The following is an 11,683-nucleotide window of genomic DNA, read 5'->3' on the forward strand; positions in this document are numbered from 1 at the left end:
CCGCCCCAGCCCATGCTGCGCCTGATACTCCTGATCTCCGCGGCGCTGGCCGCTCTTGCCGTCGCCATCCTGCTGGGGGTGGCGATAGGCGAGACCCGCCTGTCGCCCAGCGTCGTCTGGCAGGTGCTGGCCAATCAGCTCGCGGGCGCGCAGTATCCGGTCGATCCCATTGACCAGGGCATTGTCTGGAACTACCGGCTGGCGCGCGCCCTGGTCGCTGCGAGCTGCGGTGCGGGGCTGGCGATTTCCGGCGTGATACTGCAATCGCTGCTGCGCAATGCGCTGGCCGAGCCCTATCTGCTGGGCATTTCGGCCGGGGCGTCCACGGGCGCGGTGCTGGTGTCGGTCGCGGGCCTGGGCGCGGGCGCGATCTCCATGACCACGGGAGCGTTCTTCGGCGCGGTCTGCGCGTTCGCGCTGGTGGCCCTGCTCGCGCATGCCGCGGGCAGCGGCGGCCTGCGCAACAGCGCGCAGATCGTGCTCGCCGGCATCGCGGGCTCGCAGCTGTTCAACGCCCTGACTTCGCTGATCATCACCAAGTCGGGCAGCGCCGAGCAGGCGCGCGGCATCATGTTCTGGATGCTGGGCAATCTGAGCGGCGTGCGCTGGAGCGACACCCTGCTGACCACATGCATTGCCGTTGCCGGCATGGCCGTGTGCCTGTGGCATGCGCGCGCGCTCGACGCGTTCACGTTCGGCAGCGAATCGGCGGCGGCGCTGGGCGTTGCCGTGCGCCGCGTGCAGCTGGTGCTGCTGCTGGTGGCGGCGCTGATCACCGCGGTGATGGTGTCGATTGTCGGCGCGATAGGCTTCGTGGGCCTGGTGATTCCGCATGCGGCGCGCTTCATGGTGGGGGTGCGGCATAGGCGGCTGATTCCGGCCAGCGCCTTGATCGGCGCGGTGTTCCTGATCGCCGCCGATGTGATCTCGCGCACGCTCATTCCCGGCCAGGTGCTGCCCATAGGTGTGATCACCGCCCTGGTCGGCGCGCCGGTGTTTGCCGGCATTCTGCTCAAGGGTCGCGGGGGCCGGGCATGAGTGCGCCGGCCGCGCTGCAGGCGCGCGACCTGGGCTGGGCCACGCGCGGCTTGCGGGCCACCAGTATCGTCGAGCGCGTCAGCCTCGAGGTGCGGCCCGGCGAGATGCTGGGGCTCATAGGCCCCAACGGCTCGGGCAAGTCGACGGTGTTGCGCTTGCTCTCGGGCATTCTCGTGCCCACGCAAGGCGAGGTGCTGCTCGACGGCCAGGCGCTGCGCGCCCTGCCGCGCAGGGCGCTGGCGCGCACGCTGGCGTTCGTCTCGCAGATGGCCGACACCCAGGATGCCATCGATGTCTGGGACGCGGTGGAGCTGGGGCGCACGCCCTGGCTGTCGGCGCTGCAGCCGCTGTCGGCCGAAGACGGCCGCATCGTGCGCGCAGCGCTGGCCGCGGTGGGCCTGGAGCACAAGCAGCGCAGCGCCTGGAGCACGCTGTCGGGCGGCGAGCGCCAGCGCGTGCACATTGCGCGCGCTCTGGCCCAGCAGCCGGGCGTGCTGCTGCTCGACGAACCCACCAACCACCTCGACATCCACCAGCAGCTGTCGCTGATGCAGCTGGTGCGCGGACTGCCCATCACCAAGGTGGTGGCGCTGCACGATCTCAACCAGGCGCTGGCCTGCGACCGGCTGGCCGTGATGTGCGCGGGCCGGCTCGTGGCCCAGGGCACACCGCGCGAGATTCTCACACCTGCGCTGCTGCACGACGTTTTCAGGGTACAGGTTGCCGAACTGGTCGATCCCCAGGACGGCGCGCTGGTACTGCGTTTCAAACCTCTGGATTCCTCTTCCCCATGAACCTATCCACGCTTGCCCGTCTGGGCGCTGTTTTCCTGAGCCTGTCGGCCGCCGGCGCGGCCTTCGCCGAAACCTATGAAGTCAGAATGCTCAACCGCGGCGCGCTCGGCCCCATGGTCTACGAGCCCGAGTTCATAAAGCTCAAGCCGGGCGACAAGCTCAAGTTTCTCGCCAGCAGCAGCGGCCACGACGCGGTCTCCATCGAAGGCATGCTGCCTGTCGGCGCCATGCCGTTCAAGGGCAAGATCAATGAAGAGATCGAAGTGACGTTCACCGAAGCCGGCATCTACGGCATCAAATGCCTGCCGCATTACGCCATGGGCATGGTGATGCTGGTGCAGGTCGGCGACGCGCCGCTGTCGGCGCTCGCTATCCCCGCCGCCGCGCCCGAGCGCGCGCAAAAACGCTTCCAGGAAATCGCCGCGCGCGCGGCGCGTTGAACACCATGCGCATTTCACCACTTCCTTTACGCGCGGCGCTGCTGTGCGTCTGCGGCCCGGCGCTGGCCGGCGCCCAGGACAGCGCCAGCGGCTTTGCGGCCGGTGCCAGCCTGCAGATGCAAAACCGCTATGTGTTCGAACAACTGGCCTACCGCAACGGCAGCAGCTTTCGCGCGACCAATGGCGAGCGCGGCAAGACCCGGGCGCGCGAATCGGGCTATGGGCTGATGCTCAACTACCAATCGGGCTACACGCAGGGCCTGATAGGCGTGGGTGTCGACGCCCATGCCTATGGCGGCATCAATCTGGGCACCCAGGCCGACGCCGCGCGCGCCACGCCGCGCTATGTCGCCAAGGACGGGCTGGACCTGGGAAGCAGCTTCGGCCGCGCCGGCGGCGCGCTCAAGCTGCGCGTGTCTTCGACCGAACTCAAGATCGGCGAGATGCGCACGAAGAATCCCATCTTCCACTCGTCCGATACCCGGCTGCTGCCCGAAACCAATCGCGGCTGGCAGATCACCAGCGCCGAGCTTCCCACGCTGGCGCTGCAGGCCGGGCGCTTCACGGCCTGGGCCGATCGCAACAGCCGCAAGAACGGCGGCGATCTGCTGGCGAACTACTCGGGCGCAAACGCCGATTCCTTCAGCTTCGCGGGCGGCGCCTGGACCACGCCCGTGAAGAACTGGAGCCTGAGCAGCTATATAGGCCAGTACGAAGACCACTGGAACACCTGGTATCTGGGCAGTGTCTACAAGCATGAGCTTGCGCCGCGGCAGTCTCTGGCATGGAGCTTCAATCTCTACCGCAACCGCGATACCGGCGCGGCGCGTGCCGGCGCAGTGAACAACACCACGTTCAGCCTGATGACGAGCTATGCGACGGGCATGCACAGGTTCGGCCTGGGCTACCAGAAAGTCAATGGCGACACGCCGTTTGACTATGTGAACCGCGGCTCGATCTGGCTGGAGAACGCGATGCAGCTGTCGGACTTCAACGGCGCGAACGAGGCATCATGGCAGGTGAAGTACGAGGTCGATCTCGCGACGCTGGTGACGCCGGGCCTGAGCGCGGGCCTGGCCTATACGCGCGGCACGGGCATCGATTACAGCCGCCTGACCAGCGTCTACCGCAAATACCTGGGTTACTCGGGCACCCAGGGCAAGCATTGGGAGCGCGACCTGCTGCTGCGCTACACCGTGCAGCAGGGCGCGGCCAAGGGCCTGGCGCTGCAGTTGCGCTATGGCGTGCACCGCGTGAACCCGGCCCAGGGCGAGGCCAATATCGACCAGATACGTCTGCTCGCGGAAATGCCCATTCAGCTGTTCTGATCGGGCGCAGCCGCCTTGCCCTGGGCCTCGCGCAGCAGCAGCGCACGCTTGCGCTCCAGGCCCCAGCGGTAGCCGGAAAGCGCGCCATCGCTGCGCAGCACGCGGTGGCAAGGGATCGCCACCGCCAGCGGATTGGCGCCGCAGGCGCTGCCCACGGCGCGCACCGCCTTGGGCGCGCCTATGCGCGCCGCGAGTTCGGCATAGCTCACGGTGCTGCCCGGCGGAATCTCGCGCAGCGCCTGCCATACGCGCTCCTGGAAGGCCGTGCCGCGCACGTCAAGCGGCAATTGCAGCCCCAGCGACGGCGCCTCGATCAGGCCCACGACCTGGGCGATCTGTTGCTCGAAGGCCGCGTCGGCGCCTATCAGCTGGGCCTTGGGAAAGCGGTCCTGCAGGTCCTGCAGCAGCGCCTCGGGGTCGTCGCCCAGCAAAATGGCGCAGATGCCGCGCGCGCTTTGCGCGACCAGGATGGCGCCCAGCGAACACTGGCCCAGCGCGAAGTGGATCTCTGTGCCCGCGCCGCCGTCGCGAAAGGAGCGCGCCGCCATTCCCAGGCGCTGACCTGCGGTTTCATAGAAGCGGCTGCTCGACTGAAAGCCCGCGCCGTAAATGGCGTCGGTCACGGACGCCTGGGGCGCGGCCAGCTGGGCGCGCAGCCGGCGCGCGCGCGCGGCCAGCGCATAGGCCTTGGGTGTGAGTCCGGTCTCGGCCTTGAACAGCCGGTGGAAATGAAAGGCGCTGAGCCCGGCCTGGGCGGCAAGCGCATCGAGCGTGGGCGCGGTGTCGGCGGCGTCCATCGCCGCGCAGGCCGCGGCCACGACGTCGGCGCGCGCTGCGGCGGCCAGCGTCTGGTCGCCCTGGGCGCGGCGGCTGGCGCGAAAGCCCGCGGCTTCGGCCTGCTGCGCGCTGTCGAAGAAGCGCACGTTCTCGCGCCGCGGCAGCCGCGTCGCGGCGCTGGGCCGGCAGTAGACGCCCGTGGTCTGCACCGCATAGACAAAATGCGCATCGGCGCGCACATCGCGCGCCTGCACCGCCTGCCAGCGCTGCGCTTCGCTGGCGTAGCGCGCTGTGTCGGGATGGATGGGATGCATACAGATTCCTTGAAGAACGGAGACTGGCTGCACGATAGCGCCGAATTCGGGCGCAAGCACTCCGTATCTTGCGGTGGAATTCTGGTCGTTTTGGTTTCTCCCTGTTGCGGGTGCGGGGCGGGGGTGACAAGCAAGCACATGTCGATTGAAAATCCTGCATGTCGTTTGTCGCGCGGCCTTTCGTCCTTCGACGCGGCCGACCAGGCAGGCTCGGCACGAACGGATGCTCCGTTCGTCCTCAGCGGGGTCAGCGAGCCGAGATCTCGCAAGGCGCTCAAAAGAAACAGTGGGCGTCAAAACCCCGTTCGTCCTGAGCCTGTCGAAGGATGAACGGCCTTCCCTCAAACCAGCGTTTCAGGAGCCCAAGCCATGACCCCCAAGACCACCATTTGTCTCTGGTATGACGGCACCGCCGAAGACGCCGCGAATTTCTATGCCAAGACCTTTCCCGACAGCGCGGTGCAGCGCGTGTACCGCGCGCCCAGCGACTATCCATCGGGCAAGAAAGGCGATGTGCTGACGGTGGACTTCACGGTGGCCGGCATCCCCTGCATGGGCCTCAACGGCGGCCCGGCATTCAAGCACAGCGAAGCTTTTTCGTTCCAGATAGCCACCGACGATCAGGATGAAACCGACAGGCTGTGGAATGCGATTGTCGGCAATGGCGGCCAGGAAAGCGAATGCGGCTGGTGCAAGGACCGCTGGGGCGTGTCCTGGCAGATCACGCCGCGCGTGCTGAGCGCGGCGATTGCCGACCCCGACCCGGCGGTGGCTCAGCGCGCGTTCGCGGCGATGATGACCATGCGCAAGATCGATATTGCCGCCATAGAGGCTGCGCGCCGCGGCTGACTCAGGGCTGCACCCGGTAGTGGTAGCCGTAGACCGGCGCAAAGCCCAGGCTTACATAGAGCTGGCGTGCGCGTGAATTCGCCGCGGCCACCTGCAGGTCGGTATGCGTCGCACCCTGCTGCGCTGCCCATTGCAGCAGGCCTTGCACCAGCTGCCGTCCCAGGCCCTGGCCGCGCTGGTCGGGGTGGACCAGCACTTCATACAGGCCGACCGCATCGCGTTCCAGCACCGCCAGGCCCCAGGCCAGCGCCCGACCGTCGCGCTGCAGCGACGCGTAGGCGCAGCGCATGCCTATGGACTCCAGAATCCGCCGGTGCGGCAACTGCTGTTCGGGCGGATGCACGCTGGCCGCGCAATAGCCTTCGAGCCAGGCTGCCTGCAGCTGTGCATCGAGCTGCAGATGGCCATCCGTGCCGGGCTGGCGATCATCGGCCTGCGTTGCGCGCTGCAGCAGCAGCGAGGGGTCGACAAGGCGATAGCCGCGCGCCTGCAGCAGCGCATCGACGCCGCCATCGGCCAGCGGGCTGAGCCGGAAAATGCTGGGCAGCTGCTGGCGCGCATAGTGCGCTTCTATGTGTTCCAGCAATTGCGGCGTGAGCGTGGCGCCGGGCTGCAGCGCATTCGCGGAATTGGCGCGCTTGGTATAGCCAGCGGCGCTGCGCAGCAGCCAGTCGCCGGCCACGGCATTGCGCGGCGCGGGCCAGGCGTTGAAGCTGCGCTGCTCGAGTTGCTGCACGCTGGCCGCGCCGGCGTGGGGCAGGGCGCTGATCAAGGGCAGCCCGGTGGCAGGGAAGGTGTGGTGCGAGAAGGCGTGGTCCATGGGCAGTGCGCCGCGCCACAGCAATCAGGCCGGGCAATGGCGTTTCAAAAAGGCCAGTACATTCTCATTGAATTCCTCGGGCTTCTCGAAATAGGCCGAGTGTCCGGCGCCCTCGACCACATGCAGCGTGCTGCCCTGCACCTGCTGCGCAAAGGCCTGCATCGCTTCGACCGGCACCAGCGGGTCTTCGCTGCCGACGACAAACAGCGTGGGGCAGGCAATGCCGGCCAGCGCTTCAAGTGGCAGCAGATTGCGCGGCGCCATTAGGCCCGTGACAGCCGCGCCCCAGGCTTCGCTGTCGAACGCATGGGCGCTGGGATTGAAATGGTTGATCTGCGCGTAGAGCGCGGCGCGCTCGGGGTGCTGTTCTATGAACCAGCGGCCCAGCGAACGCTGCTCCACGGTCAGCGCCTGCACCCGCGTCACGCGTTTCGCCATGGCTTCGAGCAGCGCGGGATGGTCGACGGTCAGCGAAGTGTCGCAGGCGACAAAGGCCCAGAGGCGCTGGGCATGCTGCAGCGCCAACCGCACCCCGACCATGCCGCCCAGCGACTGGCCGATCAGGGCCGCGCGCCCCACGCCTTCGGCGTCAAGCACGGCCAGCGCGTCGTCGACAAACAAGGAGAACTCGAACTCTTCAAGGGGTGCGACCGAGCGGCCAAAGCAGCGCAAGTCCATGGTGATGCAGCTGAAAGCGCGCGCGAACCGCGGCAACTGCTGCCACCAGGTCGCGGCATTCGAGCCCGCGCCGTGGCAAAACAGCAGGGCCGGCCCCTGGCCCTGGCGTTCGTAATAGATCTTGCGGCCGTGGGAAACAACAAAAGGCATGACAGTCAGAGGTGGTTGGAATCAGTGGGCCTTGATGTTCAGGCTCTTGGTGAGCTGTATCCAGCGCTGGGCGTCGCTGCGCACCAGCTCGCTGAACTGCACCGGGGTCATGGTCATCGGCGTCATGCCGTCGCCTTCGAGGCGCGCGCGCAGCGCGGGCCTGGCCAGGCTGGCCGCCATCGCCGCGTTGATCTTCTGCACGATCGTCGCCGGCGTGCCCTTGGGCGCCGACAGGCCCACCCAGGAACTGACGGTCATCTGCGCGAAGCCCAGTTCCTCGAACGTGGGCACATCGGGGTAGGCCGGGTTGCGCTGGGCCGTGGACACCGCGAGCAGCTTGAGCTTGCCGGCCTTGATATGCGGGATGGCAGTATTGGGCGGCACGACAATCACCGAGACCACGCCGCCGAGCACGTCCTGCAGCGCGGGCGCGCCGCCCTTGTAGGGCACATGCATGAGCTCGATGCCGGCACTGCGCTGCAGCAGCTCGACCAGCAGATGGCCGGTGCTGCCCGCGCCCGAGCTCGCGTAGTTGATCCTGCCGGGCTCGGCCCTGGCCTTGGCGATCAGCTCGCGCATCGAGCCAAAGCCGGCGTCGTTGCGCACCACCAGCCATTGCGCGGCGGCCCCGATGGCGCCTATATGGCTGAAGTCCTTGACGATGTCGAACGGCAGGTTGTCGTAGACGCCTGCGGCAATCGTATTGACCATTCCCGTCATGGTCAGCGTATAGCCGTCGGCCGCAGCCGCAGCCCCCGCCTGCGTGCCTATGATGTTGCCCGCGCCGGGCCGGTTCTCCACCACCACGGGCTGCTGGAGCAGCTGCGCCAGCTCCTGGGCCAGCGGTCGCATGGTCGCGTCATAGGCGCCGCCGGGCGGGGTCGGCACGATCACGCGGATAGGGCGCGCTGGCCAGTGGTCGGTTTGTGCCAGGGCGGGCGCGGCCAGGGCCAGGCCGGCAAGGGCCAGGCATGCATGGCGGCGGCTTAGGGGGTTCATGGTTGTCTCCTGTTTGTTGCACTTGGTCGTGCATTTCTATGAAGCCATCATCGGCGCCGGGCCCGGCCGCGCCAAATTACTTTTTCGCTCCATGCATTAGACTGACTAATACCATGCCCTTGACCGCCACCACGCTGCTCAACCGCCTGCTGGCGCGCGGCAAGTTCCGCCATGTCCAGATCCTGCTCAAGCTCGCCGAGCTGGGCAGCGTGCAGCGCACGGCCGACGCCATAGGCGTCACGCAGTCGTCGGTCACGCAGACCCTGGCCTATCTCGAAGCACTGCTGGAGACGGCGCTGTTCCAGCGCCACGCCAAGGGCGTGCATCCCACTGCAGCCTGTCTCGACCTGCTGCCGCTGGCGCGCCAGATGCTGATGGGAATCCGCGACACCGCCCAGGCTGTGGAAGCGCGCCAGCGCCAGGGCGAAGGCCAGGTGCGGCTTGCGGCGTCGATTTCCGCGACCAACGGGCTGCTGATAGAAACCCTGTCGGCCTTCCATGCGCGCTGGCCCGGCATACAGATACAGCTGCGCGAGGCCGAGAACGACGAGCAGTTGCAGGCAATCGCGCGCGGCGAAGTCGATCTCGTCGCCTGCAGGCGCCCGCCGGTCCACCCCGAAGGCTGGGAGTTCCATCCCTTGCTCGCCGATCGCTTCGCCATTGTCTGCCGCGCCCAGCACCCGCTGGCGGCGCGCGGCACGGCCGACCGCGACCAGCTCGAAAGCGCGGTCTGGATGGCTTTGCCTTCGGGCTCGGCCGCGCGCGAGCGGCTCGACAGCATTTCGGCGCGCTGCCGCGCGCCCTTGAAGATGCACCCGCTGGTCACGCGCACCTCGACCATGGTCTCGTGGCTGCTGCTCAACCATGACCTGCTCACCGTATTGCCGCTGACCATGCTGATGCCCTTGATGCGCACCGGGCAAATCGTCGAGCTCGACGTCGCGGGCACCGCGCCCATGGAGCCGCTGGGCCTGCTGCAGCCCGCGCAGCGGCTGGCGCCCGCGGCGCAGCAGCTCAGCGATTTCATGCGCGCGCATTTCACCGCCGCGGCGCAGCGGCATTAGGATAGCCATTTGCCTCGCATCAGGAGTTCCATGCCCGCCGAACACGCAGTGATCCAGACCGAAGACGGCCTTTGCCCCACCGATGTATTCACGCCCGCGGGCACAGGCCCCTGGCCGGCGGTGATTTTCTATGGCGACGCGGGCGGCATGCGGCCCGCGATGCGCGACATGGCGGCGCGGCTGGCCGATGCGGGCTATCTGGTGCTGCTGCCCGATCTCTACTACCGCTACGGCCCCTATGCGCCGCTGGTCCCGGCCGAAGTGTTCGCCGGCAATCCGGGCGCGATTCTGGGCCCGTTCATTGCGACCACGGGCACGGACAAGGCCGCGCGCGATACCGGTGCGTTGCTTTCGTATCTGGAAACGCGCGGCGATGTCGCGGGCACGCGAATCGGCGCCGTGGGTTTCTGCATGGGCGGGGGCATCGCCGTGGCCGCGGCCGCGACCTATCCCCAACGTTTTGCTGCGGTCGCGAGCTTCCACGGCGGGCGCCTGGCGACCGATGCGCCGCAGAGCCCGCACTGGCGGGTGGCCACGCTGCAGGCCGAAATCTATATCGCCAGCGCTGAAAACGACGACAGCTATCCACCCGCGATGGCCCAGCGTTTCGAAGCCGCGCTGACCGAAGCCGGCGTGCGCTATCAAAGCGAGCAATACCCCGCGCCCCATGGCTGGATGGTGCCCGATTTCCCGGTGCACGACGCGGCCCAGGCAGGGCGCGGCTGGGACGCCATGCGGGCGCTGTTCGCGCGCACGCTGGGCGCCTGAAGCCGGCGCGCCCGGGGCGGCGTTGTTTTTGGACTGATCTTGTATAATTGAGAAACATTCTCATTCAATACATTTCGTGTCCAGCTCTCCCATGCCGGCGGCGGATGCCGCTGCCGCCGCCGCCCTGTTCACCGCCCACCAGCCCTGGCTGCTCGAGCGCCTGCGCAAGCGCCTGCGCGACGTGGCAGAAGCCGAGGACGTGAGCTCGGAAACCTTCTTGCGCGTGATGGGCTACAAGCGCCTGCACGCCATGCACGAGCCGCGCGCCTATCTGACGACCATTGCCAAGAACATCCTCACCGAGACCTGGCGCCGGCGGGATCTGGAGCGCGCCTGGATAGATGCGCTCGCGGCCCTGCCCCAAGACTTAGCGCCGTCTCCCGAAGAGCGTGCGGTCTTGCGCGAGTCGCTGCAAGCCATCGCCGACGCGCTCGAAAGCCTGCCCGCCAAGGCGCGCACCGCATTCCTGCTGAGCCAGCTCGACGGCCTGACCTATGCCGAGATCGCGCTGCGCATAGACATGTCGGAGCGCATGGTGCGCCGCTACATGGCCGACGGACTGCGCTGCTGCATGCGCGCGCTGCAATCCTGATGGCGCGCGCCAACGCCGTCGATGCGCTCGATGCGCTCACCGAGCAGGCCATAGACTGGATGGTCGAGCTGCGTTCGGGCGCCGCGGACGAGGCCCAGCGCGCGGCCTTCCAGGCCTGGCTCGCGGCGGATGCGCGCCACCAGCAGGCATGGCACAGCCTGGGCGGGGCGCTGGACGCGACCTTTGGCCAGGCGCGTGCCGGCCAGGGCCGGGCCAGCGGCGCCCGAACCGACGCCGTTTCCCATGCCATCGAGCAGGTGGCAGTGCTGGGCGCGCGCCGGCGCCGCATGCTGCGCGCGGCGCTGGGCGTCGCCGGCCTGGGCCTGGGCAGCAGCTGGGTGGCGCGCAGCAGCGGCCTGCTGGCCGACTGGCGCGCCGATCTGCATACCGCCACCGGCGAGCGCAAGACCTTTACCCTGGCCGACGGCAGCCGCCTGCAGCTGGACGCGCGCTCGTCGGTCGATGTGCGCTTTGGCGACGGGCTGCGCCTGGTGCAGCTGCGCCAGGGCCAGCTGCGCGCCGAAGTCTTCGCCGACGCCGCCGCGCCGTTTGTCGTGCGCACCGAACATGCCAGCCTGCGCGCGCTGGGCGCGCAGTTCATGGTGCGCCAGGAGGAGTCGCGCACCCAGGCCGTGGCGCTGAGCGCGGGCCTGGAAGTGCGCACCCTGCTGGCCCAGCCGGAGCAGCGCGCGGTGCTGGCCCAGGGACAGGGGGCTTGGATCGATGGCATGCAGATCACGCGCCTGGCGCAGCCCGGGCTGGCCGCGGCGGCCAGCGCCTGGACGCACGGCGTGCTGCATGCCGAGGACCAGCGCCTCGATGAAGTGCTGGCGGCGCTCAGGCCCTACCGCCTCGGCTATATCCGCGTGTCGCCCGCGGCCGCGCGCCTGCGCGTGACCGGCATCTTCGGGCTCGACGACAGCGAGGCGGCGCTGCAGGCGCTGGCCGAGACCCTGCCCATCGACATCCATCGCCACTCGGGCGGCTGGCTGGTGCGCGTGGAGCGCAGGGCCTGAGGGCGATCGCCAGGCCGGGTGGAAGAAATTTGAAAAAGGACGGCCGCTTTTGCGCT

13 protein-coding genes are annotated in these 11,683 nt (G+C 68.3%); 9 read left to right on the forward strand and 4 right to left on the reverse strand.

Annotated elements, in window-relative coordinates; all coding sequences use genetic code 11:
• Nucleotides 1-12: 12 nt before the first annotated feature.
• The 4 genes from ACSVDO_RS23495 to ACSVDO_RS23510 are packed head-to-tail and all read left to right on the forward strand — an operon-like array spanning nt 13 to nt 3,600.
• Complete coding sequence (locus ACSVDO_RS23495) at nt 13-1,038, forward strand: FecCD family ABC transporter permease (protein ID WP_332547957.1); 1,026 nt, start codon at nt 13-15, stop codon at nt 1,036-1,038.
• Complete coding sequence (locus ACSVDO_RS23500) at nt 1,035-1,832, forward strand: ABC transporter ATP-binding protein (protein ID WP_489596687.1); 798 nt, start codon at nt 1,035-1,037, stop codon at nt 1,830-1,832. Before ACSVDO_RS23495 ends, ACSVDO_RS23500 begins: the two co-directional genes overlap by 4 nt.
• The gene (locus ACSVDO_RS23505; RefSeq protein WP_489596689.1) at nt 1,829-2,272 is read left to right on the forward strand and encodes a pseudoazurin; all 444 of its coding nucleotides are present in this window, start codon (nt 1,829-1,831) and stop codon (nt 2,270-2,272) included. Before ACSVDO_RS23500 ends, ACSVDO_RS23505 begins: the two co-directional genes overlap by 4 nt.
• 5 nt (nt 2,273-2,277) lie before the next feature.
• On the forward strand, nt 2,278-3,600 hold the full coding sequence (locus ACSVDO_RS23510) for an OprD family outer membrane porin (protein WP_489596691.1): 1,323 nt from the start codon (nt 2,278-2,280) through the stop codon (nt 3,598-3,600).
• On the opposite strand, the gene ada is transcribed toward ACSVDO_RS23510, so the two are convergent.
• The gene (gene ada / locus ACSVDO_RS23515; RefSeq protein ID WP_489596693.1) at nt 3,588-4,691 is read right to left on the reverse strand and encodes a bifunctional DNA-binding transcriptional regulator/O6-methylguanine-DNA methyltransferase Ada; all 1,104 of its coding nucleotides are present in this window, start codon (nt 4,689-4,691) and stop codon (nt 3,588-3,590) included. The two genes, ACSVDO_RS23510 and ada, sit on opposite strands and share 13 nt — an antisense overlap.
• 369 nt (nt 4,692-5,060) lie before the next feature.
• Between ada and ACSVDO_RS23520 the strand changes: the two genes are divergently transcribed.
• Nucleotides 5,061-5,540 carry a VOC family protein gene (locus ACSVDO_RS23520; protein WP_489596694.1) on the forward strand — a complete coding sequence of 160 codons (480 nt, stop codon included), beginning with the start codon at nt 5,061-5,063 and terminating at the stop codon, nt 5,538-5,540.
• Nucleotide 5,541: 1 nt separating this feature from the next.
• Here ACSVDO_RS23520 and ACSVDO_RS23525 read toward each other — a convergent pair whose 3' ends face one another.
• From ACSVDO_RS23525 to ACSVDO_RS23535, 3 genes are read right to left on the reverse strand one after another with little or no spacing between them, the layout of a single operon-like run.
• A complete protein-coding gene (locus ACSVDO_RS23525) occupies nt 5,542-6,360 on the reverse strand; it encodes a GNAT family N-acetyltransferase (protein ID WP_489596695.1) in 819 nt (272 codons plus the stop codon).
• A gap of 24 nt (nt 6,361-6,384) precedes the next feature.
• Nucleotides 6,385-7,188 (reverse strand): alpha/beta fold hydrolase, encoded by an 804-nt coding sequence (locus tag ACSVDO_RS23530; protein WP_489596697.1) that lies wholly within the window; start codon nt 7,186-7,188, stop codon nt 6,385-6,387.
• A 21-nt stretch (nt 7,189-7,209) separates the two neighbouring features.
• Nucleotides 7,210-8,187, reverse strand: a complete 978-nt coding sequence (locus ACSVDO_RS23535; RefSeq protein ID WP_489596698.1) for a Bug family tripartite tricarboxylate transporter substrate binding protein — start codon at nt 8,185-8,187, stop codon at nt 7,210-7,212.
• A 113-nt stretch (nt 8,188-8,300) separates the two neighbouring features.
• Here ACSVDO_RS23535 and ACSVDO_RS23540 point away from each other — a divergent pair, with 113 nt between their 5' ends.
• The 4 genes from ACSVDO_RS23540 to ACSVDO_RS23555 all read left to right on the forward strand — a co-directional run bounded on the left by ACSVDO_RS23540 (nt 8,301) and on the right by ACSVDO_RS23555 (nt 11,627).
• Complete coding sequence (locus ACSVDO_RS23540) at nt 8,301-9,251, forward strand: LysR family transcriptional regulator (protein WP_489596699.1); 951 nt, start codon at nt 8,301-8,303, stop codon at nt 9,249-9,251.
• Between the two features lie 30 nt (nt 9,252-9,281).
• Nucleotides 9,282-10,019, forward strand: coding sequence for a dienelactone hydrolase family protein (locus ACSVDO_RS23545; protein WP_489596701.1), 738 nt, complete (start codon nt 9,282-9,284; stop codon nt 10,017-10,019).
• 76 nt (nt 10,020-10,095) lie between these two features.
• Nucleotides 10,096-10,611, forward strand: coding sequence for a sigma-70 family RNA polymerase sigma factor (locus ACSVDO_RS23550; protein ID WP_332682789.1), 516 nt, complete (start codon nt 10,096-10,098; stop codon nt 10,609-10,611).
• The gene (locus ACSVDO_RS23555; protein ID WP_489596703.1) at nt 10,611-11,627 is read left to right on the forward strand and encodes a FecR domain-containing protein; all 1,017 of its coding nucleotides are present in this window, start codon (nt 10,611-10,613) and stop codon (nt 11,625-11,627) included. Before ACSVDO_RS23550 ends, ACSVDO_RS23555 begins: the two co-directional genes overlap by 1 nt.
• Nucleotides 11,628-11,683: the final 56 nt, after the last annotated feature.

The sequence above is a fragment of the Comamonas sp. DB36 genome (assembly GCF_057914905.1).